This is a genomic window from Williamsia sp. M5A3_1d (assembly GCF_053345315.1).
In genome coordinates, this window is the sequence record NZ_JBKEZX010000004.1 from 328,523 (window position 1) to 354,165 (window position 25,643).

Annotated in this window: 26 protein-coding genes, 4 tRNA genes and 1 pseudogene; 21 read left to right on the forward strand and 10 right to left on the reverse strand. The window is 69.2% G+C overall.

The window, feature by feature from the left end; all coding sequences use genetic code 11:
* Positions 1 to 25: 25 nt before the first annotated feature.
* From hemE to hemQ, 3 genes are read left to right on the forward strand one after another with little or no spacing between them, the layout of a single operon-like run.
* Entirely contained in the window at positions 26 to 1,084 is a 1,059-nt protein-coding gene (gene hemE, locus ACLBW1_RS18445; RefSeq protein ID WP_447813255.1) for a uroporphyrinogen decarboxylase, read from the forward strand.
* Positions 1,081 to 2,538: a protoporphyrinogen oxidase gene (hemG, locus tag ACLBW1_RS18450; RefSeq protein WP_447813256.1), complete on the forward strand. Its 1,458-nt coding sequence runs from the start codon at positions 1,081 to 1,083 to the stop codon at positions 2,536 to 2,538. Before hemE ends, hemG begins: the two co-directional genes overlap by 4 nt.
* Positions 2,535 to 3,230 (forward strand): hydrogen peroxide-dependent heme synthase, encoded by a 696-nt coding sequence (gene hemQ, locus ACLBW1_RS18455; protein WP_447813257.1) that lies wholly within the window; start codon positions 2,535 to 2,537, stop codon positions 3,228 to 3,230. Before hemG ends, hemQ begins: the two co-directional genes overlap by 4 nt.
* A gap of 40 nt (positions 3,231 to 3,270) precedes the next feature.
* On the opposite strand, the gene msrB is transcribed toward hemQ, so the two are convergent.
* The 4 genes from msrB to ACLBW1_RS18475 all read right to left on the reverse strand — a co-directional run bounded on the left by msrB (position 3,271) and on the right by ACLBW1_RS18475 (position 7,376).
* Positions 3,271 to 3,708, reverse strand: a complete 438-nt coding sequence (gene msrB, locus ACLBW1_RS18460; protein WP_447813258.1) for a peptide-methionine (R)-S-oxide reductase MsrB — start codon at positions 3,706 to 3,708, stop codon at positions 3,271 to 3,273.
* Entirely contained in the window at positions 3,705 to 4,865 is a 1,161-nt protein-coding gene (locus ACLBW1_RS18465) for a glycosyltransferase family 87 protein (protein ID WP_447813615.1), read from the reverse strand. Before ACLBW1_RS18465 ends, msrB begins: the two co-directional genes overlap by 4 nt.
* A gap of 133 nt (positions 4,866 to 4,998) precedes the next feature.
* The gene (locus ACLBW1_RS18470; protein ID WP_447813259.1) at positions 4,999 to 6,591 is read right to left on the reverse strand and encodes an alpha/beta fold hydrolase; all 1,593 of its coding nucleotides are present in this window, start codon (positions 6,589 to 6,591) and stop codon (positions 4,999 to 5,001) included.
* Between the two features lie 32 nt (positions 6,592 to 6,623).
* Complete coding sequence (locus tag ACLBW1_RS18475) at positions 6,624 to 7,376, reverse strand: dihydrofolate reductase family protein (protein ID WP_447813261.1); 753 nt, start codon at positions 7,374 to 7,376, stop codon at positions 6,624 to 6,626.
* Positions 7,377 to 7,410: 34 nt separating this feature from the next.
* Here ACLBW1_RS18475 and zapE point away from each other — a divergent pair, with 34 nt between their 5' ends.
* The gene (gene zapE / locus ACLBW1_RS18480) at positions 7,411 to 8,424 is read left to right on the forward strand and encodes a cell division protein ZapE (RefSeq protein WP_447813262.1); all 1,014 of its coding nucleotides are present in this window, start codon (positions 7,411 to 7,413) and stop codon (positions 8,422 to 8,424) included.
* A 21-nt stretch (positions 8,425 to 8,445) separates the two neighbouring features.
* On the opposite strand, the gene ACLBW1_RS18485 is transcribed toward zapE, so the two are convergent.
* Positions 8,446 to 8,994 carry a GNAT family N-acetyltransferase gene (locus ACLBW1_RS18485; protein WP_447813263.1) on the reverse strand — a complete coding sequence of 183 codons (549 nt, stop codon included), beginning with the start codon at positions 8,992 to 8,994 and terminating at the stop codon, positions 8,446 to 8,448.
* A gap of 146 nt (positions 8,995 to 9,140) precedes the next feature.
* On the opposite strand from ACLBW1_RS18485, the gene ACLBW1_RS18490 reads away from it, so the two are divergent.
* The gene (locus ACLBW1_RS18490; RefSeq protein ID WP_447813264.1) at positions 9,141 to 9,596 is read left to right on the forward strand and encodes a hypothetical protein; all 456 of its coding nucleotides are present in this window, start codon (positions 9,141 to 9,143) and stop codon (positions 9,594 to 9,596) included.
* A 143-nt stretch (positions 9,597 to 9,739) separates the two neighbouring features.
* Here ACLBW1_RS18490 and ACLBW1_RS18495 read toward each other — a convergent pair whose 3' ends face one another.
* From ACLBW1_RS18495 to ACLBW1_RS18510, 4 genes are all read right to left on the reverse strand, one after another.
* Complete coding sequence (locus tag ACLBW1_RS18495) at positions 9,740 to 10,036, reverse strand: putative quinol monooxygenase (RefSeq protein WP_328857828.1); 297 nt, start codon at positions 10,034 to 10,036, stop codon at positions 9,740 to 9,742.
* A 983-nt stretch (positions 10,037 to 11,019) separates the two neighbouring features.
* A tRNA-Val gene (locus ACLBW1_RS18500) sits at positions 11,020 to 11,094 on the reverse strand.
* Positions 11,095 to 11,118: 24 nt separating this feature from the next.
* A tRNA-Cys gene (locus ACLBW1_RS18505) sits at positions 11,119 to 11,192 on the reverse strand.
* A gap of 24 nt (positions 11,193 to 11,216) precedes the next feature.
* Positions 11,217 to 11,289, reverse strand: a tRNA-Gly gene (locus ACLBW1_RS18510).
* Between the two features lie 241 nt (positions 11,290 to 11,530).
* Between ACLBW1_RS18510 and ACLBW1_RS18515 the strand changes: the two genes are divergently transcribed.
* From ACLBW1_RS18515 to ACLBW1_RS18575, 13 genes and pseudogenes are all read left to right on the forward strand, one after another.
* Positions 11,531 to 11,602: transfer RNA gene (locus ACLBW1_RS18515), tRNA-Val, on the forward strand.
* A gap of 122 nt (positions 11,603 to 11,724) precedes the next feature.
* A complete protein-coding gene (locus ACLBW1_RS18520) occupies positions 11,725 to 12,198 on the forward strand; it encodes a TIGR02611 family protein (protein WP_447813265.1) in 474 nt (157 codons plus the stop codon).
* Positions 12,199 to 12,299: 101 nt separating this feature from the next.
* On the forward strand, positions 12,300 to 14,375 hold the full coding sequence (gene thrS / locus ACLBW1_RS18525) for a threonine--tRNA ligase (protein WP_447813266.1): 2,076 nt from the start codon (positions 12,300 to 12,302) through the stop codon (positions 14,373 to 14,375).
* Entirely contained in the window at positions 14,372 to 14,929 is a 558-nt protein-coding gene (locus ACLBW1_RS18530) for an HIT family protein (RefSeq protein ID WP_447813267.1), read from the forward strand. Before thrS ends, ACLBW1_RS18530 begins: the two co-directional genes overlap by 4 nt.
* A 1-nt stretch (position 14,930) precedes the next feature.
* Positions 14,931 to 15,623: a phosphatidylinositol phosphate synthase gene (gene pgsA, locus ACLBW1_RS18535; protein WP_447813268.1), complete on the forward strand. Its 693-nt coding sequence runs from the start codon at positions 14,931 to 14,933 to the stop codon at positions 15,621 to 15,623.
* Positions 15,620 to 16,537: a phosphatidylinositol mannoside acyltransferase gene (locus ACLBW1_RS18540; RefSeq protein WP_447813269.1), complete on the forward strand. Its 918-nt coding sequence runs from the start codon at positions 15,620 to 15,622 to the stop codon at positions 16,535 to 16,537. The genes pgsA and ACLBW1_RS18540 overlap by 4 nt, the downstream gene beginning before the upstream one ends.
* Positions 16,534 to 17,658, forward strand: a complete 1,125-nt coding sequence (locus ACLBW1_RS18545) for a glycosyltransferase family 4 protein (protein ID WP_447813270.1) — start codon at positions 16,534 to 16,536, stop codon at positions 17,656 to 17,658. The genes ACLBW1_RS18540 and ACLBW1_RS18545 overlap by 4 nt, the downstream gene beginning before the upstream one ends.
* 58 nt (positions 17,659 to 17,716) lie before the next feature.
* Positions 17,717 to 18,205 (forward strand): annotated as a pseudogene (locus ACLBW1_RS18550) (exopolyphosphatase); the annotation flags it as partial.
* 191 nt (positions 18,206 to 18,396) lie between these two features.
* Positions 18,397 to 19,314 (forward strand): pyridoxal 5'-phosphate synthase lyase subunit PdxS, encoded by a 918-nt coding sequence (gene pdxS, locus ACLBW1_RS18555; RefSeq protein ID WP_447813272.1) that lies wholly within the window; start codon positions 18,397 to 18,399, stop codon positions 19,312 to 19,314.
* A gap of 71 nt (positions 19,315 to 19,385) precedes the next feature.
* Positions 19,386 to 20,180, forward strand: coding sequence for a PP2C family protein-serine/threonine phosphatase (locus tag ACLBW1_RS18560; protein ID WP_447813273.1), 795 nt, complete (start codon positions 19,386 to 19,388; stop codon positions 20,178 to 20,180).
* Positions 20,180 to 21,028 carry an acyl-CoA thioesterase gene (locus ACLBW1_RS18565; RefSeq protein ID WP_447813274.1) on the forward strand — a complete coding sequence of 283 codons (849 nt, stop codon included), beginning with the start codon at positions 20,180 to 20,182 and terminating at the stop codon, positions 21,026 to 21,028. Before ACLBW1_RS18560 ends, ACLBW1_RS18565 begins: the two co-directional genes overlap by 1 nt.
* A complete protein-coding gene (pdxT, locus tag ACLBW1_RS18570; protein ID WP_447813275.1) occupies positions 21,025 to 21,642 on the forward strand; it encodes a pyridoxal 5'-phosphate synthase glutaminase subunit PdxT in 618 nt (205 codons plus the stop codon). Before ACLBW1_RS18565 ends, pdxT begins: the two co-directional genes overlap by 4 nt.
* A gap of 103 nt (positions 21,643 to 21,745) precedes the next feature.
* Entirely contained in the window at positions 21,746 to 22,501 is a 756-nt protein-coding gene (locus tag ACLBW1_RS18575; RefSeq protein ID WP_447813276.1) for a YebC/PmpR family DNA-binding transcriptional regulator, read from the forward strand.
* On the opposite strand, the gene ACLBW1_RS18580 is transcribed toward ACLBW1_RS18575, so the two are convergent.
* On the reverse strand, positions 22,502 to 23,116 hold the full coding sequence (locus ACLBW1_RS18580; RefSeq protein WP_447813277.1) for a hypothetical protein: 615 nt from the start codon (positions 23,114 to 23,116) through the stop codon (positions 22,502 to 22,504).
* Between the two features lie 89 nt (positions 23,117 to 23,205).
* On the opposite strand from ACLBW1_RS18580, the gene ruvC reads away from it, so the two are divergent.
* The 3 genes from ruvC to ruvB are packed head-to-tail and all read left to right on the forward strand — an operon-like array spanning position 23,206 to position 25,504.
* On the forward strand, positions 23,206 to 23,811 hold the full coding sequence (gene ruvC, locus ACLBW1_RS18585) for a crossover junction endodeoxyribonuclease RuvC (RefSeq protein ID WP_447813278.1): 606 nt from the start codon (positions 23,206 to 23,208) through the stop codon (positions 23,809 to 23,811).
* Complete coding sequence (gene ruvA / locus ACLBW1_RS18590) at positions 23,808 to 24,410, forward strand: Holliday junction branch migration protein RuvA (protein ID WP_447813279.1); 603 nt, start codon at positions 23,808 to 23,810, stop codon at positions 24,408 to 24,410. The genes ruvC and ruvA overlap by 4 nt, the downstream gene beginning before the upstream one ends.
* The gene (ruvB, locus tag ACLBW1_RS18595) at positions 24,407 to 25,504 is read left to right on the forward strand and encodes a Holliday junction branch migration DNA helicase RuvB (RefSeq protein ID WP_447813280.1); all 1,098 of its coding nucleotides are present in this window, start codon (positions 24,407 to 24,409) and stop codon (positions 25,502 to 25,504) included. The genes ruvA and ruvB overlap by 4 nt, the downstream gene beginning before the upstream one ends.
* Positions 25,505 to 25,643 lie beyond the last annotated feature (139 nt).

The window sequence follows — 25,643 nt, forward strand, 5'->3', positions numbered from 1 at the left end:
CGCTCATGGCAGCATGAATCCGGTGATGAGCCCCGTGATCCCCGACCACGTGCGACGGATGCCGTTGATCGCCGCCGCCACCGGCGACCGACCGTCGCGCCGGCCGGTCTGGTTCATGCGTCAGGCCGGCCGTTCGCTGCCGGAGTACCGGGAGCTGCGGGTGGGTCGCGGCATGCTCGAGTCCTGTTTCGATGCCGATCTCGTCACCGAGATCACCATGCAACCGGTCCGTCGTCACGATGTCGACGCGGCGATCCTCTTCTCCGACATCGTGGTGCCGTTGCGTGCGGCGGGCGTCGACCTCGACATCGTGGCGGGTACGGGGCCGGTGATCGCCAACCCGGTCCGCGACCGCGCTGCCGTACGCGCCCTGCCGCGCCTGGACCCGAGATCGGTGGGGTCGGTGGCGCACGCGATCGACAACATCCTGGGCGAACTGCCCGAGCACACCTCCCTGATCGGGTTCGCGGGCGCACCGTTCACCCTCGCGTCCTATCTCGTCGAGGGTGGACCGAGTCGCAACTACGAGCGCACCAAGGCCCTGATGCACGGAGAGCCGGAGGTGTGGAACGAGCTGGTGGGCGCGCTGGCCGACATCACCATCGCGTTCTTGCGTGTGCAGCTCGAGGCGGGTGTGCACGCGGTGCAGCTGTTCGACTCGTGGGCGGGCATGCTCTCGCTGGCCGACTACGAGCGTTTCGTCGCCCCGCACAGCAGGCGGGTGCTGGCCGAGGTCGCCGATTTCGGCCGTCCTCGCATCCACTTCGGCGTCGGCACGGGGGAGCTGCTCCACGCGATGGGTGAGGTGGGCGCCGATGTGGTCGGTGTCGACTGGCGGATCCCGCTCGATGTCGCCGCGCGGCGCATCGGGGCCGGGAAAGCGGTGCAGGGCAACATCGATCCCGCGGTGTTGTTCGCGCCGTGGGAGGTGGTGGAAGACCATGTGCGCCGCGTCGTCGCCGAGGGCGACGCCGCTGTGGCCGCCGGCGCAGCGGGCCACATCGTCAACCTCGGTCACGGTGTGCTGCCGTCGACCGATCCGGATGTGCTGACGAGGATCGTCGAGCTCGTCCACTCGTTGTGAGCGCCACGACGACCATCGGCACCCCGGGCTCCGATGCGGCCGTGCGTGTGGCGGTGGTCGGGGCTGGCGTCTCGGGTCTGGTGGCCGCCTACCGGCTGCGGCAGACGCTCGGCGCCACCGCGGTGATCGACGTCTTCGACGCATCCGACACCCCTGGCGGTCTGCTCGCGTCGCGTCGGCTCGACGGACGGTTGCTCGACTCGGGCGCCGAGTCGTTCATCGTGCGACGTCCCGAGGCTGTCGGGCTGATCGATGAACTGGGTCTCGCCGACCGCGTGGTGAGTCCCACGCCGCTAAGGCCCGCGATCCTGGCCGGGGGCCGGCTGCGCGATCTCCCGCGGCCGACGTTGATGGGCATCCCCGCGAACGCATCCCAGATCATCGACCTCGCCGAACCGGCCGACGTCGAGCGCATGCGCGGCGAGGTCGGCCGTCCGATGAACTGGACCCCCGGCGCCGACCGCTCGGTGGGCGAGCTCGTCGCCGACCGCTTCGGACGATCGGTTGTCGACCGCAGCGTCGACCCGATGCTGTCGGGCGTGTACTCGTGCCGGTCCGACGACATCGGGCTGCGGGCGTCGCTGCCCGCGTTGGCCGCCCGTCTCGATTCCGGCGCACCGGATCTCACCACGGCGGTGCACGGTCTGTTGCCGCCGCCGTCGACGGCCCCGGTGTTCGGCGCGCTGGACGGGGGCTATCGCGTTCTCGTCGAGCGCCTGGTGGCGGCCTGCGGTGCGACCATGCGCCTCGGTTGCCCGGTCGTATCGGTCGACGCCGAGCCGACCACGTGGACGGTGACCACCGACGCCGGACGCCAGACCTCCCACGACGCCGTCGTCATCGCGCTGCCCGCACCGGCTGCCGCGGCCGTGGTGGCGACCGCGGCCCCGGAGGTCGCGCGCGGTGTCGCCACCGTCGCGACGGCCAGCACGGCGCTGGTCATGCTGGCGATCGCCCCCGATGTGGCGCTGCCCGATCACTCCGGGGTGCTCATGGCCACCGGCGAGGCGACGTCCGCGAAGGCCATCACGTTGTCGTCGCAGAAGTGGGCCCATCTCGCGGTCGACGGGGGACCGGGCCTGGTGCGGGCGTCGTTCGGGCGCTACGGCGACCCGGTCGATCACCTCTCCGACACCCACCTCGTCGACGCCGCGGTCGCGGACCTGTCCACGGTCGTCGAGCTGTCCGGTGCGTCGCGCCCGCTCACCGCCGCCGACGTCGTCGACGCCACGGTGCAGCGGTGGCCCGTTGGGTTGCCCCGCTACGCTCCGGGCCACCGCGACCTGGTGCGCTCGGCGCTCGGCGACGTACCGCCGGGCCTGGTGTTCTGCGGCTCCACCTACGACGGTGTGGGCGTCCCGGCGTGCATCGCGCGCGCGGGTGTCGCGGCGGCACAGGTGGTGACCCATCTCGCCGACCGGGGCTCCCGCGGCGGTGGCACGATGGGGTCATGACGCGACTCGATTACGCCGAACTCAACTCCACGGTCCGCTACCTGATGTTCTCGGTCTTCGCCGTGCGCCCGGGGGAGCTGCCCGACGATCGGGCCGACGTGATCGCCGAGACCCGCACGTTCGTGGAGAAGCTCGAGACGACCGGCGTGGTGGTCCGGGGCCTGTACGACATCGCCGGGATGCGCGCCGACGCCGACTTCATGATCTGGTGGCACGCCGAGAACGTCGAGGACCTGCAGCGCGCATACGCCGACTTCCGGCGCACCACCGCGCTCGGTCGGGCCAGCAACGCGGTGTGGAGCAATGTCGCCCTGCACCGTCCGGCGGAGTTCAACAAGAGTCACCTGCCGGCGTTCATCACCGGCGAGGAGGCGGGCGCCTACATCTGCGTGTACCCGTTCGTGCGGTCCTACGAGTGGTACCTGCTGCCCGACGACGAGCGCCGCAAGATGCTCGCCGATCACGGGATGGCCGCGCGTGCCTACAAGGACGTCCGCGCCAACACCGTCTCGTCGTTCGCCCTCGGCGACTACGAGTGGCTGCTGGCGTTCGAGGCGCCCGAGTTGCACCGGATCGTCGACCTGATGCGTGATCTGCGTGCCACCGAGGCACGCATGCACGTCCGCGAGGAGACCCCGTTCTTCACCGGACCCCGGGTGCCGGTCGAGCAGCTCGTGAGCGCGCTGCCCTGAGCGCCCGACCCTGGGCAACCGAGCCCGAGGGCCCGGCGGATCAGGCCTCTTCGAACCGCATCGAGATGCTGTTGATGCAGTACCGGAGGTCGGTCGGGGTGTCGTAGCCCTCGCCCTCGAAGACGTGGCCGAGGTGACTGTGGCAGTTGGCGCAGAGCACCTCGGTGCGCTTCATGCCCATCGAGCGATCGACCTTCTCGATGATGGCCTCGCCGGCGAGGGGGCTGAAGAACGACGGCCAGCCGCAATGGGATTCGAATTTCTGGTCACTGCGGAACAGTTCCGCGTCGCAGGCCCGGCAGCGATAGACGCCAGTGGTCTTCGTGTCGGTGTACTCGCCCACGAACGGGGCCTCGGTACCGGCCTGACGGAGCACGCGGTACTCCTCGGGCGTGAGCTTCGCGCGCCACTGCTCGTCGGTCATCGCCGCGGCATCGGAGACGGGCGTCGAACCGGCGGTGTTGGAATCTGTGGTCATACCTCCACGGTAGCGCGCTGCTCCCGCAGGTCGAGCCAGCGGAACAGCAGCACGCAGAACACCGCGATCATCAGCAGCGACCAGCCCCAGGTCACCTTGTTGTACTCGATCGCGCGCCCGAACGCCGCCCACCGGGTCGAGAGGAACGAGTCGAACGTCATGCACCCGGCGACACCGAGCCACGCAGGCCAGTTGCGCATCACCGACCCGGGTCGGACCACGGTCATCAGCAGCGGGAACAGCAGCATCGAGTAGTAGCCCTGGCCCAGTGACAGCACCAGGAACGACGTCGCCAGCAAAACGCCGGACGACGTCGCCATCCACAGCAACTCGTCGGTGCGTCGGTATTGCTTGTAGAGGAACCACAGGCTGAACGCAGCCATCAGGACGAATGCGATCCGCAGGACGTAGAGCGGCCAGGGTTGCACCCCGAAGTACGCGCCGTTGCCGGCGATCGAGCTGTTGTAGTAGTCGCGGGCCTCACCGAGATACGGCACGGTCCGCTTGACGAAATCCATCGGGTCGAACGTGAGGGGCCACGCCAGGGCGGTGAGGACCAGCGGGATGCCCACGGCACCCACGAAGACCTTCCACTGCCGCGTGAGCAGGGGCAGCAGCAGGAGGACGGCGAGCACCGGCTTCACCGCCAGGGTGATGCCGATGGGCACACCGGCCCAGAGGTCCTTGCGTTTGAGCGCGAGGGTCATGAACAGGACCTCGCCGAGCAGCACGAAAGAGTTGAAGTTCGTGAAGATCAGTGTGTGCGAGACGGTCTCGGTGCAGAAGAAGAAGAACAGCACCGCGGGGAACGCCACCGACGATGCGGTGAAACCGAACAGCTTCACGAGGAAGTAGGCCGAGGCGATCAGCACCAGGACCGACACGAGGATGAACAACCAGCGGGCACGTTCGGGGTCGATGTAGGCCAGCGGCGCCATCAGCAACGTGCCCGACGGCGGGTAGAGGTAGTGCGGGTCGACGGTGTTGTAGTTCTCGCCGTAGACCGCCTGGCCGCGGAGGAACGCCAGTGCGGCGTTGTACACCGGGGTGAAGTCGTCGGTCCGGTCGCCGTTGACGCCGAGGATCAGTGAGCGGTGGATGACCAGCAGCACGGTGATGGGCCACAGCACCAGCGAGACGATCCGGGCGGTGTCCATCGACGGGAACAGGCGCCCGGAGGTCTGATCGGGTTCGTGGGCAACCGGCACCGACGAACCGTACTACGGCGCCGACGGCCGAGGGCGCAGGGGGACGAGCGCGGTCACACGCGTCGCAGCGTCGGGCCGTGGGTCAGGAGGGGCAGGCGCCGGTGTCGGGGATCGCGCCCGACTCCGCGTATCGCGCGACGATGTCGGCGGCGCAGTCGGAGTGTGCGGTCACCGAGAAGCCGAGCCCGTCCCAGGTGACGGTGCTGGTCTTCGCGCGCGCCGACACGAACAGCGGCTCGAGGGCCCCCGCGCCGGTGCCGCCGTTGATGGTGTCGTAGCCGCTGGTGAGCAGGAGGACGGGGACGTCGAATCCCTCCGGTCGCGGCGCGGCGGGTCCGGCCGGCCACCCCGAGCAGCGCAGCAACGACAGTGCGGTGTCGGTGCCGGTGAAGCGGTACTGCCCGCTCCACGACGACACGAGGCCGCCGATCTCGTTCTGGCCCACGGGCTGCGAGGTGTCGTTGCACCGCGACAGCAGCTGTCCGTCGGTCCCGCGCAACGCGCGGGCACGGGTGGCGGCCGCGGTGAGCCCGCCGACGTCACCGGCGGCGGCCGAGGACAGCAGGCGTGACACCCGGGCGACGGTGCTCGCGCGGTCGGTGGTCGTGACGGCGAGTTCGGTGGTGATCGCGCTCAGGACGTCGGCGTCGGAGAGCGTGGCGAGGCGTCCGGCGGCGGCGCGGTCGATCAGTGACAGGACCGCGGCGCGGGCATCGGTGCCGAGCGAACAGTTCGACGCCGCGCAGTCGGTGGCGAAGGTCGTGACCGCCGAATCGGTCCCCGCGGCGACCTGCTGGGCGCGGTCGCGTGCCGACGCCAGATAGGCGGGGGGAGTGTCGAGCACCAGCCGCGCGACCCGGTTGCGGTAGAGCCCGGCGTAGGCCAGGGCGACGTCGGATCCGGCCCCCACCCCGAGAATGCCGATCCGATCGACCCCCCAGATCGTCCGCAGACGTTCGAGGTCGCCGGCGGCGTTGGCGGCGGTGTAGGCGAGTTGGTGCGGACTGATGGTCTCCGAGCAGCCGTCGGAGGCCTCGGCTGCGGTGGCCGCCAGTCGGGTCTCCCGGGCCTCGACACCGCTCGCGGCGTCGCTGCTGTCGAACCCGTTGTCCAACAGGGTGTTGCGTTCACGGACGGTCAGACAGTCGAGCGGCGAGCTGGCGCCGGTGCCACGTCGGTCGATCGCGACGAGGGGATGGGCGGTCAGCAGGCTGCGGCCGGGGCTGTTCGCGACGAGGAGGGCGGTCAGGGCCGACGGCATGTCGCTGCCCGAGGTGAGCACGAGCGGCGCGGCCGATGCCGGGGTACTGGTCAGGCGCACGCGGACCGCGGCCACGTCGACGGCGTCGATGGTCGCGACCCCGGGGGTGATGCTGGCCTGGAAATCCGCGCACTCGATGCGTACATCGGCCGCCGGCGCCGACAACCCGTAGCGACCGGCCACGTCGGTGGGACAGGCACGCCAGCCGAGATCGGTTCGAGGAGCGATCAGTTCCGGTGCGGCCGGCGCCTCGGTGCTCGCCGCCGGACCGCCCCCACCGCCCCCGTTGTCGATGACGAGACCGGGCCCGGTGTCCGGGCCGACGGCACATCCAGCGAGCAGCGTTCCCACGATCGCCAGAACCACCGCGACGGTCGCCGCACGCGGGGACCGGGGCAGGGGGGCGCGACGCATACCGGCGAGCCTAGTCATCGCCACGGCGGCACTCAGTTGTCGTCGGACGCGGTGGCGTTCTCGGGGGCGTCGCCGCGGACCCATCGGGTGAACAGGAACCCGTCGTCGTCGGCGATCACGTGTTGGCGGCGTAGGCGAAGCGTGCCGCCGGTGTCGCCGTGGGTGATGCGCCCGGCGTCACCACCGATCAGCGTCGGGCCGGTCGTGAGGCACAGCTCGTCGACGAGGTCGGCGGCGAACAACGCGGCGAGCAGACCCGGCCCGCCCTCGCACAGCACGCGTGTCCGGCCGCGATCGGCGAGATGAGCCAGCGCGCGATGCAGGTCGAGGTCGCTCGAACCGCAGTCCAGCAGTGTCGCACCGGCGTCGACGAGGCGGGCGCGCCGGTCGGCCGGAGCACCCTCGTGGGTGAGGATCACGGTGCTCGCAGCGATGACCGCGTCCTGATCGGCGTCGAGGTTCAGCGACCCCGACACGATCGCCAGCGTGGTCGCCGACGGGTCGTCGCCGGGATCGATCGGGCCGTATCCCTCCTGGGTGACCGTCGCCGAACCGACGAGGACGACGTCGGCGAGGTCACGCAGCAGTCCGAAGATCTCCTTGTCGCCGTCGCCGCCGAGCCCGGCCGACACACCGTCGGCCGCCGCCGCGCCGTCGAGAGAGGTCACCATGTTCGCCCGGACGTGGCATCGGGATGCCGATGCGTCGGTGTCGGGATAGGCGTAGAGATCGGTTAGGACGTCGCGGTCAACTGTGAGCTGAGTCGCTTTCTGCAAGAGGTACACCAGGTCATTTCTACGGCGTCGCTAGTGTCGGCGCATGACCGCACGTCTGAGCGACCGCTCGCCCCAGGTTCCGCCGGAGGAACTGGTGGACGAGATGGTGCCGCCGACGATGTTCGACGAGGTCAGCTTCGACAGCTACATCCCCGACCCGAACGAGCCGTCGCAGTCCGCGGCGGTGGCGAGCTGCCGGCAGTTCGTCGAGCGGGCGCGCGGTGCACGGGCGGGCAAGCGGAAGCTGTTCGGGAAGAAGACCCCCGGGCAGGGCATCGGCCTGTACCTCGACGGCGGCTTCGGCGTCGGCAAGACCCACCTGCTCGCGTCGATCTACCACGAGATGCCCGGCCCGAAGGCGTTCGCCACCTTCGTCGAGGTCACCCACGTGGTCGGCGCGCTCGGCTTCACCGCCGCAGTGGACCGCCTCGCGGACCACAGCGTGATCTGCATCGACGAGTTCGAGCTCGATGATCCGGGCGACACCATGCTGGTGTCGCGGCTGCTGACCGAGCTCACCGCCCGCGGTGTGTCGATCGTCGCGACGTCGAACACGCTGCCCGGCCAGCTCGGCGAGGGACGGTTCGCCGCGCAGGACTTCCTGCGCGAGATCCGCAAGCTCGCGGCGGTGTTCGAGACCGTGCGCGTCGACGGACCCGACTACCGGCATCGCGACCTGCCGCCGGCGCCCGAACCCCACACCGATGCCGAACTCGCCGAGCTGGCGGGCAAGACCGAGGGCGCGACCCTCGACGACTTCGACGAGCTGTGCAAGCATCTCTCGACGCTGCACCCCTCGAAGTACAAGGCGCTGGTCGAGGGCGTCACGCTGGTCTGCGTGTCGGGTGTGCACCCGGCTCCCGATCAGACCGTCGCCCTGCGCATGGTGGTGCTCGCCGACCGTCTCTACGACGCGAACATCCCGTTGATGGTCTCGGGCTCGAAGCTCGACGAGATCTTCACCGAGGAGATGCTCGCGGGTGGCTACAAGAAGAAGTACCTGCGCGCGACGTCGCGGTTGCTCGCGCTCTCCCGGTTCGCCGAATCGACCAACTGACACCCGCTCCGCTGCACACGGTCAGCGCAGTGCGCGGACCATCACGAAGTCGCGCTGCTCATCGCCGTTGAGCCAGAACGACTTACGGCCCACCTCGACGAACCCCGCCTTGCTGTAGAACCGTTGCGCCCGCAGGTTGACGTTGCTGACCCCGAGCCACACCGCGACGCTTCCGCGCTCGGCGCAGGCCGAGACCGCGGTCGACATCAGCTCGTGTGCCACACCGGCGCCGTGCGCCCGCGGCAGCACGTACATCTTGGACAGCTCCGAGACGGGCCGTTGCGTGACCACCGCCCGTACCTCGGGATCGGTGGGGTCACCGTGCAGAACGAGGGAGTACCCGACGATCGCGCCGTCGACCCGGGCGACCACCACGTCGCGGTTCTCGTCGGAGAGATGATCGCGGAAGTGAGCCGCCGTGAGGTTCTTGCTGATGAAATCGGCCGTGTCGGCGTCGGTGGTGCCGGGGGGACAGGCAAGCGGGAACGTCACCGCGGCGACGTCGGCGAGTTCGGTGGCGTGATCGGGGCAGGTGTCGATCATGACGATCACATCGGTGGGCACGGTCACCGATTCCAGCACACGGCGCCGTCGATCCCGCCTTCGCGGTCCGTCCGTACCACTCAGAGCCGCCGTGTCAATCCCGTTGTCCACAGCGAAAGGCGCTGTGGACAACACTTTTGGCGAGACGACCTCGCCGGCGCACAGTGCAGGGCATGACGACACGACGCACGCTCCCCGACCCGATGCCCGACGTCGCGACGGCCTCGCAGGCCTTGCACACCGACCAGCTACGGGAGGGATGGCACACCCTGATGGGTCCGCTCGGCTTCTCCGAGACCCTGCTCTGGTTCGCGTTCGTCGACGCAACCGGACATGTCCTCCCGGCCCTCAACCGACTTCCACTCGACGGTCCACCCGACCCGTTCCTGGCCGACCTGCTGTTCTACCGACTCTCGGAGGTCATCGACGGAGACGACGTCGTGAGCGTCGCGATGCTCATCACCCGGCCCGGGGTGGATACGATCTCGCCCTGGGATCGCGGATGGGCGCGGTTGTTCTCCGCTGCCGCCGAGCTCGCCGAGGTGACGATCGAGCCCATCTTCCGGGCCAATGACGCCGATCTTGTCGAGGTGCGCGATGACGGGACCGTGACGCGTTCCGTCGCCTGAGGGTGTCGCCACGCTGATCGACCGGACGTTCGTTCGTGCACTGCGCAATTGCCAGTCCGAATCCTCCGCGTCTCCCTACCGGCTGCGGTGCCCGGTCAGGACCGACCAAGAGGATGCGTCGGGTCCTGAACGGTCACCGGAGATCAGAGCTTGCTGGCGAGTATGTCGAGGTAGCTGATGTCGGGTGGCGTGGAGAAGAGTTCCTCGGCGCGTTCGCCGAGCGCCTTGCCGACCGGTCCGTTGAGGTGGGTGTCACGGGCGTCGTCGTCGGGGAACGCGTCGATGATGCCGTAGGTCGAGGGACCGAACTGTACTGCGAACCAAGGCTTCGTGCCGGGCTCCTGCTCCACGAGGGGCAGCGCCGATCGAAGGAAATCCTCCACCGCGCCCTCTTTTCCGGGTTTGGCTTCGAGTCGGACCAGTAGCGCTTTGTTGACCATGGCGGATCTCCTGTTTGAAGTTGTCGGACGTGGTCCAGCATCACACCATCGATCGGTAAAGGGAAGGGTTCACGAGCCCGGATTCACGCAATACTGTCCCGCCTCTGGTAATCGTGAAATTTTGAGAGGAGACTGGCCGGTACAGAGAACGGTCGTGTCCGCAGGACGATCGGTGTGGTCCGCCGAGGCGCCGGGATTCTTTGTGTTTCAGGGTTTTTGAGGACCGACTCCGCGGTCGTCGGTCTCGCGGGTGATTCGGGCGTCACGCTCGCCGGAACTTTTTTCCGCCACACGATGTCTCCGCCGCTGAACACCCTTGGCGTCGATCCCGGTGATGAATCGTGTTCTTTCAGAACGCGAGTGACCGGGCGGGGGCGGGCGTCAGTTCGAGAAGCGCCGTTGTGTGTGGCGAGGCGCGGTGGCCGCGGCCATGGCTGGAATGTGGCTCCCGTCTGGAGTCGATTGGCGCGCAGAGAGTTTCGGGACGCCGGGTGTGGCATCTCGATCATTGGATGTGCGTTTCACGAAATCGATTGCGCTGCCGTGTCCTGTGCGTGCGCCCAGGGCCCAGCGGCTGGTCGAGGCCACGGCGCCACGTCCCCGCACTGCCGCGGTCTCGGCGGCGGGCAGGTGGGGCGCCCGCGGTCGGAACCGGGTCCACCACGGCATCATCGACACGGCTGCGGCCGACAGGACCCCGTAGCGGGACGTGCGGGCCATCGCCGAACGGTTCGCCGGCGCTGTCTCGCGTGACGCAGCGAGGTCGGTACGAGAGGGGCGCGAGACCGAGGATCGGGCCAGGTTCTCGGCACGTGAGACAGAGACGGTCTCCGGAGGTCGCTGCGCTCGGCTCGGCGGATGAGACCGGTCGCCTCATCCGTCAGCCCGGCCAGGGCATCAGATCATCTCACTGTCGACCAGGTCACGGCAGGTCAGACACCAAGAAAGCCCCGGTGGAGTACCGGGGCTGACCTGTTCGCCTGTGGTGCGCGATACTGGGATTGAACCAGTGACCTCTTCCGTGTCAGGGAAGCGCTCTCCCACTGAGCTAATCGCGCGGGTATTTAGTTGGGAAACGCTCGTGGAGGCGGCGACGGGAATCGAACCCGTGTGCACGGCTTTGCAGGCCGTTGCCTCACCACTCGGCCACACCGCCACGGTGGACTCAATCGCTCTTCCGAGCGGACGACGGGATTCGAACCCGCGACCCCAACCTTGGCAAGGTTGTGCGCTACCAGCTGCGCCACGTCCGCGTGCGCCGCAAACCTTGTGGGCTCGCGGTGCGAAGCGAAACACTATCCGAATCGCGGTCGACCCAACAAATCCGCTGGTCATCGGTGAGTCGGCAGCGTGGCAGGGGCGCGGCGTCGACGGCGTCCCGACGCCGGACCTCGCCCGGGGGCTTCGATCCGACGGCCGACGTCGATTGGCGGGACGACCATGCTGTCGTGATAACGTTCTGCGGTCGTCGGCGCGGAACACAGCGCCGATCACGGTCCCGTGGCTCAGTGGAAGAGCGTCCCGTTCACACCGGGAAGGTCGCTGGTTCGATCCCAGCCGGGACCACACTCCCTTTCGATTCGTTCTTTCGGACCAGGTGTCTGCGGTGTCCGATTCCGTAGGGTTGTCCCCGACGCCACCGTTCCGATGTGGTGCACACCGGAGAAGTCAGTGAGGACGACGCTGCGATGACCGACCAGCCTGCTGCGATACCCGACCAGTCGGCCGACGCCACGCGCACCGACTCCTCCGACCCCGGCGGCCTCCTTCCCGATGCGCTGCAGCGTCGACGCGACAAGATCGCCGAGAAGCCGACCCTCAACCTCGCCTACCGCATCGCGGTCGGCGTCATCGGGACCGTCGTGTTGGTGGTCGGCATCATCGCGATCCCGTACCCCGGCCCCGGATGGCTGATCGTGTTCGCCGGCCTCGGCATCCTCGCGACCGAGTTCTCGTGGGCGCACCGTCTGCTCATCTTCGCCCGCAGCAAGTACGACGCCTTCGCCGACTGGATCAAGGTCCAACACTGGTCGGTACAGGCACTCTTCGGCATCTTCACCTTCGCGATCGTGCTGGCCACGCTGTGGCTGCTCGGCGCTCTCGCGCTGGTCGGAGGCTGGGTCGGCTACGACCCGTCGTGGCTGGACAGCCCGATCTTCTGACCGTCCCCCCATCGCCGATACCATCTACAGGCATTCCTCCCGTGGCCGTCCGGGCCGCGGGGTTCGTTCCTGTCTTCACCCATGTCGAGGAGTCCGAGTCCGTGCCTGAGAATTCTGTGGTCGCCAGCCCCGCCACGATCCGTGTGCCGGCCGGGACCACGGCGGGCACCGCGCTGCGTGAGGCGGACGCCCCGAACAAGGGACCCGAGGCCGTCGTCGTGGTGCGCGATGCCGACGGTGCGCTGCGCGATCTCTCGTGGGTACCGGCCACCGACACCGACGTCGAGCCCGTGATCGCCGCCAGCGAGGCCGGACGCAGCGTCATCCGACACTCCGCGGCGCACGTGCTGGCGCAGGCCGTCCAGGAGCTGTTCCCCGACGCCAAGCTCGGGATCGGCCCGCCGATCACCGACGGTTTCTACTACGACTTCGACGTGAAGGATCCCTTCACGCCCGACGACCTGGTCGCGCTCGAGAAGAAGATGAAGCAGATCATCAAGTCGGGCCAACGCTTCTCGCGCCGCGTCTACGACTCCCTCGACGCCGCCAAGGCCGAACTCGCCTCCGAGCCGTACAAGCTCGAGCTGGTCGACGACAAAGGCTCGGCCGACGACCCCGAGGTGATGGAGGTCGGCGGGGGAGAGCTCACCGCCTACGACAACCTCAATCCCCGCACCGGGGAACTGATCTGGTGCGACCTGTGCCGTGGTCCCCACGTGCCGACCACCAAGTACATCGCCGCGTTCAAGATCACCCGCAGCTCCGCGGCCTACTGGCGCGGCGACCAGGCCAACGCCGGTCTGCAGCGCATCTACGGGACCGCGTGGGAATCGACGGAGGCCCAGGACGCCTACCTCGAGCTGCTCGCCGAGGCGGAGAAGCGCGATCACCGTCGACTCGGCGTCGAGCTCGACCTGTTCAGCTTCCCCGACGAGCTCGGTTCCGGCCTGCCGGTGTTCCACCCCAAGGGCGGCATCATCCGCAAGGAACTCGAGGACTACTCGCGGGTGCGGCATTCGGCGGCGGGGTACGAGTTCGTCAACACCCCGCACATCACCAAGGGGCACCTGTTCGAGGTGTCGGGCCACCTCGACTGGTACCGCGACGGCATGTTCCCGGCGATGCACGTCGACGAGGAGCTCAACGCCGACGGCACCGTGCGCAAACCGGGCCAGGACTACTACCTCAAGCCCATGAACTGCCCGATGCACAACCTGATCTTCCGGTCGCGTGGCCGGTCGTATCGCGAACTGCCGCTGCGGATGTTCGAGTTCGGGTCGGTCTACCGCTATGAGAAGTCCGGCGTCATCCACGGCCTCACCCGCGTGCGCGGCATGACCCAGGACGACGCGCACATCTACTGCACGCGTGAGCAGATGGCGGGCGAGCTGACGTCCCTGCTGACCTTCGTCCTCGATCTCCTCAAGGACTACGGTCTCGACGACTTCTACCTCGAGCTGTCGACCCGCAATCCCGACAAGTCCGTGGGGTCCGACGACGCGTGGGAGGAAGCGACCGCGACGTTGGCGCAGGTGGCCGCCAATTCCGGGCTCGACCTCGTTCCCGACCCCGGTGGCGCCGCGTTCTACGGTCCGAAGATCTCGGTGCAGGTCAAAGACGCCCTTGGGCGGCACTGGCAGATGTCGACCATCCAGCTCGACTTCAACCTGCCGGAGCGTTTCGAACTCGAGTACACCGGCAACGACGGCGCCAAGCACCGGCCGGTCATGATCCACCGGGCGCTGTTCGGTTCCATCGAGCGCTTCTTCGGTGTGCTCACCGAGCACTACGCGGGCGCGTTCCCGGCGTGGCTGTCGCCCGTGCAGGTCGTCGGCATCCCCGTGGCCGAGGATTACGCCGATCACCTCGACGGGGTGATCGCAAAGCTGCGCGCCCAGGGCATCCGCGCCGAGGTCGATCGCTCCGAGGACCGTATGCAGAAGAAGATCCGCAACCACACCACCGGTAAGGTCCCGTTCATGATGCTCGCCGGCGACCGCGATCAGCAGTCCGGTGCTGTCAGTTTCCGCTTCCGCGACGGCACCCAGGTCAACTCGGTCCCGGTCGACGCCGCCGTCGACGCGGTGGCCGGGTGGGTCACCACCCGGCGCAACGAATCGCCCACCGCGGAGTTCTTCGCGGCGCTCGCACCCGACACCGGTACCCCCGAGTCGTGACCGACGAGCAGATCCACGACAGCGGCGCCGGCGAGCCCGACCGGTTGTCGCGCTTGTGGAGTCCGCACCGGATGTCCTACATCACCTCGTCGATCAAGGAACCCAGTTCCGGTTCGGCGAACTCGACGCACCCGTTCATCGACATCCCCACGATGTCCGACGAGGACGGGTTGGTGGTCGCACGCGGTGAGAGCGTCTACGCGGTGCTGAACCTGTACCCGTACAACCCCGGGCACTCGATGATCGTGCCCTATCGGCAGGTCGCCGATCTCGAGGACCTCACCCCCGCCGAGAGCGCGGAGCTGATGGCGTTCACGCAACGCCTGATCCGCGCGATCAAGTCGGTGTCGAGGCCACACGCGTTCAACGTGGGACTCAATCTCGGTGCCGCGGCAGGTGGTTCACTCGCCGAGCACCTCCACCAACACGTGGTGCCTCGGTGGGGCGGCGACGCCAACTTCATCACCGTGATCAGCGAGACGAAGGTGATGCCGCAGCTGCTGCGCGACACCCGGGTCCTGCTCGCCGACGCGTGGACGGCTCTCGGGGACTGACATGGCCAGATTCCTCTCCATCACCGGTCGCGCCGGGATGAGCAAGATCACCGTGCCGATCGCCCGGGTGCTGCTCAAGGCCGGTCTCACCCCCGACTCGATGACCGTCATCGGGACCGTGGCGTCGGTCGCGGCGGCGGTCACCCTGTTCCCCATGGGCCATCTGCTCGCCGGTGCGCTGGTGATCTGGCTGTTCGTCATGTTCGACATGATCGACGGGGCGATGGCCCGCGAGCGCGGCGGCGGAACCCGCTTCGGCGCCGTCCTCGACGCGACATGCGACCGCATCGCCGACGGCGCGATCTTCGCGGCGCTGGGCTGGTGGTGCCTGCAGACCGAGGACCATCCGGTGCTGTTCGTCGGGATGATGATCTGCCTGGTCACCTCGCAGGTCATCTCGTACGCCAAGGCGCGCGCCGAGGCCAGTGGCCTCGACGGCAACGGCGGGCTCATCGAGCGTCCCGAGCGCCTCATCATCATCCTGGTCGGCGCCGGCTTCAGCGAGCTCGGCATGCCATGGCTGATCCACGTCGCGGTCTGGCTGCTCGCCGTCGGCAGCGTCGTCACCGTGGGACAGCGGATGCTCTCGATCTCGAATAGCCCCGGGGCCCGCGATCTGCTGCCCATCGGTCGTCCCGCCGACACCGAGACCTCGACCGGTCCCGGACAGTCGACTCCGGAGCCGCCCGCGTGACATTCGGCGAACGCGTCGCCGACCTCGGGTACGGCGCAGGGTGGTCGGTGGTGCGCCGGCTACCCGAGGCCAGGACGCGACGCGCCTTCGAGGCGGCCGGCTCCCGCATCGGATCCCGCGGCGGCCCGGAACAGCTGCGGCGAAACCTCTCCCGTGTGCTGGGTGTGGCCCCCGAGGCCGTCCCCGATTCGCTGATGGGCGAGGCCATGGCGTCCTACGCCCGATACTGGTTCGAGGCGTTCCGGTTACCGGCCATGGACTTCGCGACCGCGGCCTCGCGGGTGTACGTGGCTCCGGATGACCTGTCGCACTTCACCTCCGCCTACGCCGAGGGCAAGGGCGTCGTGTTCGCGCTGCCGCACAGCGGTAACTGGGACATGGCCGGGGTGTGGCTGGTGCAGCAGACGGGCCAGTTCGCCACCGTGGCCGAACGACTCAAGCCCGAGTCGCTGTTCGAGAAGTTCGTGGCCTACCGCGAGAGCCTCGGGTTCGAGATCTTCCCGCTCAGCGGAGGCGAGCAGCCCCCCTTCCCCCTCCTCGCCGACCGGCTGCGCGCCGGCGGCGTGGTGTGCCTGCTCGGTGAACGCGACCTGGCACGACACGGCGTTCCGGTCACCTTCTTCGGTGAACCCACCCGGATGCCCGCGGGCCCGGCCAAGTTGGCGATCGAGACCGGCGCCGCCCTGATGCCGGTCCACCACTTCTTCACCGACGGTGCGTCGTCGCAGATCCTGTGTGACCCGCCGGTCGATGTCAGTGGGGGAGTCGTCGACGCGACGCAGCGGGTCGCGGAGGTCTTCGAACGCAACATCGCGGCCCACCCGCAGGACTGGCACATGCTGCAGCCGCTCTGGGAGTCCGACTGGTCGCAGGAACGCCGCGACCGGATCCACGGGGGGTCCGGCCCACGATGAGGATCGGCATGATCTGCCCGTACTCGTTCGACACCCCGGGCGGCGTACAGGCGCACGTGGTGGAACTCGCACAGGTGTTCATCGAGCGTGGACACACCGTGAGCGTCCTGGCCCCGGCCGGCGACACCTCGATGCTGCCCGACTACGTCGTGTCGGTCGGACCGGCGCTCGCCATCCCCTACAACGGGTCGGTGTCGAAGGTGAACTTCGGGCCCACGGCCTACCGCCGTCTGCGCACCTGGATCCGTGACGGCGACTTCGACGTACTGCACGTCCACGAGCCGAACGCGCCGAGCATCTCCATGCTGTCGCTGTTCGTCGCGCAGGGGCCGATCATCACGACGTTCCACACATCGACCACGAAGTCGTTGTGGCTGAGCACCTTCCAGGGCATCCTGCGTCCGTACCACGAGCGGATCAGAGGCAAGATCGCCGTGTCAGAACTCGCGCGCCGTTGGCAGATGGAGTCGCTGGGATCGGATGCCGTCGAGATCCCCAACGGCATCCACGTCGACTCCTTCGCCTCGGCGACACCGCTCGAGGGCTTCCCCCGTGAGGGCCGGTCGATCCTGTTCCTGGGCCGCTACGACGAACCCCGCAAGGGCATCGACGTACTGATGCGCGCGCTGCCGCGCATCGTCTCGTCGTTCCCCGACATCACCGTCCTCGTCGTCGGCAGCGGCCATGAGCGCGCGATGCGCCGACGTGCGGGCGCTCTCGCCGATCACCTCGTGTTCCTCGGGCAGGTCGACGACGCGACCAAGGCGCGGGCGCTGGCGTCGGTCGACGTCTACTGCGCCCCCAACCTCGGTGGCGAGAGCTTCGGCATCGTGCTCGTCGAGGCGATGGCGGCGGGTGCGGCGGTCATCGCCAGCGACCTCGACGCGTTCCGACGCGTGCTCGACGACGGACGCGCGGGACGACTGGTCCGCGCGGGGGATCCCGCCGCGTTGGCCTCGGGCGTCATCGAGGTCCTCGCAGACGACGACACACGTGAACGACTCGTCGCCCGGGCACAGCAGCGCGCCCGTCGCTACGACTGGTCGCGCATCGCCGATCAGATACTCCAGGTCTACGAATCGGTGACCGTCGGCTCGGGGAAGGTGTCGGTCAAGGACTGACACCCACGCTCCGCTCGTACCGGGCGAGGTGACCGATCACTCATCGAAGGGGCAGATGATGACAATTTCGGCTGTGACGATCCTGATCGTTGCCATCGTGGTGGCGATCGTCTCCGTCGGCATCGGATGGATCTACAAGACGGCGAACCGACTCGACCGACTGCACGTCCGTGTCGACCTCGCATGGCAGGCCCTCGACGCCGCCCTGGCGCGTCGCGCGGTGGTCGCACGCACCATCGGGGCGGGTCTCGGCGCCGACGGCCGCGAACTGATCGCGAGCGCCGACCGTGCCGAGCGGGCTGATCGCGCCGACCGCGACCTCGCCGAGAACCAGGTGTCGGCCCAGCTCGCGAAGGTCGACTCGTCGACGTTGCGGGCTCAGCTGGTCGCCGAGCTCGCCGACGCCGACACCCGGGTGATGATCTCGCGCCGCTTCTACAACGATGCGGTCCGCGACACCCTGGCGCTGCGCGGACGCGGCCCGGTGCGCCTGCTCCGCCTGGGCGGGACGGCCCCCGAGCCGCAGTACCTGGAGATCGTCGAACGCGTCGCCGGCTGATCACGGCTGTCGCCACCGGATGTGACCACCGTCATGATCATCATCGGTGCTGGTGACCGCGCCGGAGGCCATGGCGGGACGCGGCCGGTGGTGGGCCTAGAATTATCCGACACCCCACTGTGGGCGACACCGGTCGCGGCCGCCGCGACCGAGCAGCACGTACGTCAGGAGAGATGACAGTGACCAGCGAGGCAACCACCGAGCACGATCAGCCGACCGGTGCAGGCACTGCGCGCGTCAAGCGCGGCATGGCCGAGATGCTCAAGGGCGGCGTCATCATGGATGTCGTCAACGCCGAGCAGGCGAAGATCGCCGAGGACGCCGGCGCGGTCGCGGTCATGGCACTCGAGCGTGTACCCGCCGACATCCGCGCCGAGGGCGGCGTCTCCCGGATGAGCGACCCCGACATGATCGACGGCATCATCGCCGCGGTGTCGATCCCGGTGATGGCCAAGGCCCGCATCGGTCACTTCGTCGAGGCGCAGATCCTGCAGAGCCTCGGTGTCGACTACATCGACGAGTCGGAGGTGCTGACCCCCGCCGACTACACCCACCACATCGACAAGTGGCGTTTCACCGTCCCGTTCGTGTGCGGCGCGACCAATCTCGGTGAGGCGCTTCGGCGTATCTCCGAGGGGGCGGCCATGATCCGCTCGAAGGGCGAGGCAGGCACCGGCGACGTCTCCAACGCCACCACCCACATGCGCACCATCGGCGGCGAGATCCGTCGCCTCACCTCGCTGTCGCCCGACGAGCTCTACGTCGCCGCGAAAGAGCTGCAGGCCCCCTACGATCTCGTGGTCGAGGTGGCGCGTCTCGGACGGCTCCCGGTCACGCTGTTCACCGCCGGCGGCATCGCGACGCCCGCCGACGCGGCGATGATGATGCAGCTCGGCGCCGACGGCGTGTTCGTCGGATCGGGCATCTTCAAGTCCGGGAACCCGGCCGAGCGTGCGTCGGCGATCGTGCAGGCCACCACCTTCCACGACGACGCCGACGTGCTGGCCAAGATCTCGCGTGGCCTGGGGGAGGCGATGGTCGGCATCAACGTCGAGCAGCTCCCCGTCGGCCACCGACTCGCCGAACGAGGCTGGTAGCCGGTAGCCGCGGTGTACGCGCGGGGGTGCACGAGCGGGGTGGCGGCGATGACGACGGGCGGGTGGTGACGATGGCAGCGGTGGCGACAGTGCGCGATTCCGCGGCCTCGGGATCACACGAGGTCGGTGGCTTCGGGATCGACTGGGCCGCGCGCAGCGACGTCGGTCTGGTCCGTGAGGCGAACGAGGACGCCGCCCTGGTCACCGATCGGCGCTACCTGCTCGCCGACGGCATGGGCGGGCACGACTGCGGTGAGATCGCCAGTGAGGCAGCGCTGGCCGCTCTCGGCGCGGTGGAGCCGACCGATCTGACGACCACCCGCGACGCCGTCCTCGTCGCGCTGCGCACCGCAGCCCACGACATCGGCGACATCGATTCGGCCCACGGCCGGCGGGCCGGGACCACGGTGACCGGCGCGCTCATCGTCGACTACGAGGGCGCCCCGCACTGGCTGGTGGTCAACATCGGTGACTCGCGCACCTACCGATGGTCGGATGCCGTCATCGAACAGGTGACCACCGACCACTCGCAGGTCCAGGAGCTCATCGACGCGGGCCATCTCACCCCCGAGCAGGCCCGGGTCGACCCGCGCCGCAACGTCATCACGCGCGCGCTGGGCGCCGGGATGGACGCCCAGGCCGACTTCTTCGTGTTCCCGGTCGTCGCCGGCGACGTGGTGCTGATCTGCTCCGACGGACTGACCGGTGAGTTGCCCGACTCCGAACTCGAGGAGATCATCGCCGAGCGGTCGGCGACACCGGACTCGCTCGCCTCCGAACTGGTGTCGGCGACCTTGGCCCTGGGCGCGCGTGACAACGTCACCGTCGTCGTCGCGACGGTTCGTCAACTGGGAGAAGAGGACTGATGGCCACGATCGAGGAGATCCTGGAACTCGAGGCGATCGACGCCGACATCTACCGCGGCAAGGCTTACACCAGCCAGCTGCTGCGCACCTTCGGTGGCCAGGTCGCCGGGCAGGCGTTGGTCTCGGCCACCCACACCGTCGAACCCGAGTACCGCGTCCACTCGCTGCACGGCTACTTCCTGCGTCCGGGCAACCCCGACGAGCCGACGATCTTCCTCGTCGACCGGATCCGCGACGGCCGGTCGTTCTGTACGCGTCGGGTGACCGGCGTGCAGGCGGGAGAGGCGATCTTCACCATGTCGGCATCCTTCGGGGTGCCGTCCGAGGGCCTGGTGCACCAGGACGAGATGCCGCCGGCGCCTGATCCGGAGACCCTCGACGACCCCTTCCACACCCGCACCGAGGCGCAGCGGTCGGTGTTCCGGGAGTGGGAGAACTTCGACATCCGGATCGTCCCGGCCGAGCAGATGGTCCGCGCCGAACGCTTCGCCGCCCAGCAGCGGGTGTGGTTCAAATACCGGCACCGGCTGCCCGACGACCAGGTGTTCCACGTCTGCACGCTGGCCTACATGAGCGACATGACGCTGCTCGGTTCGGCCAAGGTCGCCCACCCCGACTCCAATCCCCAGTCGGCGTCGCTCGACCATGCGATGTGGTTCCTGCGCCCCTTCCGCGCCGACGAATGGTTGCTCTACGACCAGACGTCGCCGTCGGCCGAGGACGGTCGCGCCCTGACCCAGGGCCGCATCTTCGACACGAGTGGTCGGATGGTCGCCGCGGTCACCCAGGAGGGTCTGGCCCGGGTGGGACGCACGATGCCTGCCGATCAGCACGCCCGACAGGGGTGACCGGCACCGACCGGAGGCCGACGATCGGCGTGTTGGCGCTGCAGGGTGACGTCCGCGAACACGTGGCCGCGCTCGAGGCCGTCGGCGCCACCGCCGTCACGGTCCGCAGGCCGAGCGAACTCGACGCCGTCGACGGCATCGTGATCCCGGGCGGCGAGTCGACCACCATGAGCCGCCTGCTCCACCTGCTCGACCTGCTGGTGCCGCTGCGGACCCGCCTCGCCGAGGGCATGCCCGCCTACGGCTCCTGCGCGGGGATGATCCTGCTGGCCTCCGACGTCCTCGACACCCGCCCCGACGCCCACCACCTCGACGCCCTCGACATCACGGTGCGGCGCAACGCCTTCGGGCGTCAGGTGCAGTCGTTCGAGACCGACATCGACATCACCGACGTGCCAGGAGGACCGATGCGGGCGGTGTTCATCCGGGCGCCCTGGGTGGAGGCGACCGGAGCCGGTGTCACCGTCCTCGGTCGGGTGCCCGACGGCCCCGCGGCCGGACGCGTCGTCGCCGTGCGCCAGGGACAGGTGGTGGCGACGTCGTTCCACCCCGAGGTCACCGGCGATCTACGGATCCACCGCTATTTCACCGACATCGTCGCCGCAGGCGCCTGACGTCGCCGGAACGGCCTGGCCCGGCGGGTAACATCGCTTCTCGCAGCATGACGATCGGCGCGCGCGGACTGCACGGCGCGGCCAGGAGAGAGGGGCACCGGCGATGAGCGGCCATTCCAAGTGGGCCACCACCAAGCACAAGAAGGCGGTGGTCGACGCCAAGCGCGGCAAGATGTTCGCGAAGCTGGTGAAGAACATCGAGGTGGCGGCACGCACCGGTGGCGGCGACCCGTCGGGCAACCCGACGCTCTACGACGCCATCCAGAAGGCGAAGAAGTCCTCGGTGCCCAACGACAACATCGAGCGCGCCCGCAAGCGCGGTGGCGGCGAGGAAGCCGGCGGCGCGGACTGGCAGACCATCATGTACGAGGGGTACGGACCCAACGGTGTCGCCGTCCTCATCGAGTGCCTCACCGACAACCGCAACCGTGCCGCGGGCGAGGTACGCACCGCCATGACGCGCAACGGCGGGAACATGGCCGACCCCGGGTCGGTCTCGTACCTGTTCACCCGACGCGGCGTGGTTACGCTGGAGAAGGCCGACCAGACCGAGGACCAGGTGCTCGACGCCGTGCTCGAGGCCGGGGCCGAGGAGATCACCGATCTCGGTGACTCGTTCGAGATCATCAGCGAGCCCACCGATCTCGTGGCCGTGCGCACCGCGCTGCAGGAGTCGGGCATCGACTACGACTCGGCCGAGGCCAGTTTCCGCGCCTCGGTGGAGGTGCCGGTCGACGCCGAGGGCGCACGTAAGGTTTTCAAGCTCATCGACGCGCTCGAGGACTCCGACGACGTGCAGAACGTCTACAGCAACGCAGACATCAGTGACGAGGTCCTCGCCGAGCTCGACGAGGACTGATCAGTCGATCCCACCGACAGCAGGTCGATCGGGATGGTCGTAGCGGACGGTGATGTCGGCGACCGCGGCGACCTCCTCGGCGTGGTCGACGAGGGCGTCGATCGTCCAGTGGTCCGACGCCGGTGTCCGGCGCCGTAACGCCGCCGCACTCATCTCCAGGCGCACCGTCGGGGCGATGTCGAGTCCTCGGCCGAGCAGCATCGGTCCCGCCACGAGCACCACCTGATCGGCCGCGGCCGGTCGAGGTCGGTCGCGTGGGGACCGGTCGGTGGTGGCGTCCCACAGTCGCGGCAGCCACTGTCGGTCGGCGTGCACCGCTGTCACCACCTCACGGTCGAGGGCGGCCCAGTCGAACCACATGGTCCGGTAGCTCTCGGTGTCGGTGTGGCCGAACTCCTTGCGCACCGACGCCGGACGTACATAATCGTCGACCGCCACCACCGCCGCGGCCCGTCCCGTCGCTCGCAGCGCCTGCGCGATCCGCTCGGCGAGCTCGATCGGACGTGCCGCATCGGCGCCGTCGACCCCGGCCACGACCACCCCGGGGCGCCGCGAGATGACCTCGACACACAGGTCGACGAGACCGTCGGGGGTGGTCGAGCGGTACGCGGGCATCGGTGTCCATTGTGTCGTGTCGATCGGTGATGCCGTCCGTCCGGACCGCTACCATGTCGAACAGTTGTTCGTCTGCGGCGGGAGAATGCGTGCGTGTGATGGGAGTCGATCCCGGCTTGACCCGATGCGGTATCGCACTCGTCGAGTCCGGCGGTGGTCGGGCGGTCACGGCGCTCGACGTCGACGTCGTGCGCACCCCGTCGGACATGGAACTCGCCGAACGCCTCCTCGCGATCCACGCCGCGGCGGTCCACTGGATCGAGACCCACCACCCCGATGTCGTCGCGGTGGAACGCGTCTTCGCGCAGAACCAGGTGAGCACCGCCATGGGCACCGCGCAGGCCGGCGGCGTCGTCGCCCTCGCCGCCGCGCAACACGGCATCCCGGTGCGCTTCCACACCCCCAGCGAAGTGAAGGCCGCGGTCACCGGCAGCGGTCGCGCCGACAAGGCGCAGGTCACCACGATGGTGACCCGCATCCTCGGGATGCAGACCAAGCCGCAGCCTGCCGACGCCGCCGACGCCCTCGCGTTGGCCATCTGTCACTGCTGGCGCGGACCGATCGCCGAGCGGCTCGCCGCCGCCGAGGCCCGTGCAGCGGTGCAGGTGGCCGCGGCCCGGGCCGCTGTCGCACGTGCCGCCGCGGCGGACACCGAGCGTCGGGCGAAGGTCGCCGCGAACAGGACACCTCGATGATCGCGTCGGTGCGTGGTCCCGTCCTGCACATCGCACTCGATCACGTCGTGATCGATTGCGGCGGTGTGGGTTACCGCGTTCTCGCCACCCCGTCGACGCTGTCGTCGTTGCAGCGGGGGAGCGAGGCGACACTGCTCACGGCGATGATCGTGCGCGAGGACTCGATGACCCTCTACGGGTTCACCGAACCCGACGCGCGGGATCTGTTCGCGCTGTTGCAGACCGTGACCGGCGTGGGTCCCCGCCTGGCCATGGCCACCCTCGCCGTGCTCGAACCCGCCGCGTTGCGACGTGCGCTCGCCGATTCCGACGTCAAGGCCCTGTGCACCGTCCCGGGGATCGGCAAGCGGGTCGGGGAGCGGTTGGTGGTCGAACTACGCGACAAGGTCGACCGGCCGGGCAGCACGCCCGACACGGGCACCGGGGTCACGGCGTCGATGAGTGTCGGCGATCAGGTCGTCGAGGCCCTCGTCGGTCTCGGGTTCCCCGCGCCCGCCGCCGAACGCGCCGTGGCCGCCGTCCTCGCCGACGAACCCGACGCCGACTCCGCCCGCACGCTGCGCACCGCCCTCGCGTCGCTCGGCCGGGGGGCCCGATGACCCCCGACGGCGACCCGGTCGAATCCCCCGACGACCGCGACGTCAGCCCGTTCACCGTCACCTCCGACGGAGACCTCGACACCAATCTGCGGCCACGCAGCCTCACCGACTTCATCGGCCAGCCCCGGGTCTGCGAGCAGCTCGAACTGGTGCTCGCGGGTGCCCGTGGTCGCGGCGGGACGCCCGACCACATCCTGTTGTCGGGACCCCCGGGACTGGGCAAGACCTCGCTGGCGATGATCATCGCCGGCGAGATGGGCGCCGCCATCCGGGTGACCTCGGGTCCGGCCCTCGAACGGGCCGGCGACCTCGCCGCGATGCTGTCGAATCTGGTCGAGGGCGATGTCCTCTTCATCGACGAGATCCACCGCATCGCGCGCCCCGCCGAGGAGATGCTCTACCTCGCGATGGAGGACTACCGGGTCGACGTGGTGGTGGGCAAGGGTCCCGGCGCCACGTCCATTCCGCTCGACGTCGCCCCGTTCACCCTCGTCGGGGCGACCACCCGCTCGGGCTCGTTGACCGGCCCGCTGCGCGACCGGTTCGGGTTCACCGCACACATGGAGTTCTACGAGCCCTCGGAGCTGCTTCGGGTCATCACCCGCTCGGCGGGGATCCTCGGTGTGCGCCTCGACCACGAGGCGGGCGCCGAGATCGCCGGGCGCTCACGTGGGACCCCCCGTATCGCCAACCGCCTGCTGCGCCGGGTGCGCGACTACGCCGAGGTCCGCGGCGACGGACGCGTCACCCTCGAGGTGGCACGCGCCGCGCTGCGGGTCTACGACGTCGACGAACTGGGCTTCGACCGCCTCGACCGGGCGGTTCTCGGCGCGCTGGTCAAGGGATTCGGAGGCGGGCCCGTCGGCGTGTCGACGCTCGCCGTGGCCGTGGGTGAGGAACCGGCGACGGTGGAGGAGGTGTGCGAACCCTTCCTGGTCCGGGCCGGGATGATCGCGCGCACCCCTCGGGGCCGGGTGGCGACGGCCGCAGCCTGGCACCATCTCGATCTCACCCCGCCCGCGGGGGCGCTGAACGCCTCGTTCGGGGTCCGCGTCCGCGACGACGGCGACTCCCTCTTCGGTCCCGACTTCTGACGCGCGAACCGGCCGGGCAGGACCGACGATCGGCCGGGCGGGCGAAGATTGTCGGGGCCCGCCGTCGAGATGGCACACTGGGTGACCGAGCGTGGCGGCCGCCACGCCCTGCGCACCGCCGCCCCACGCACACGTGGGA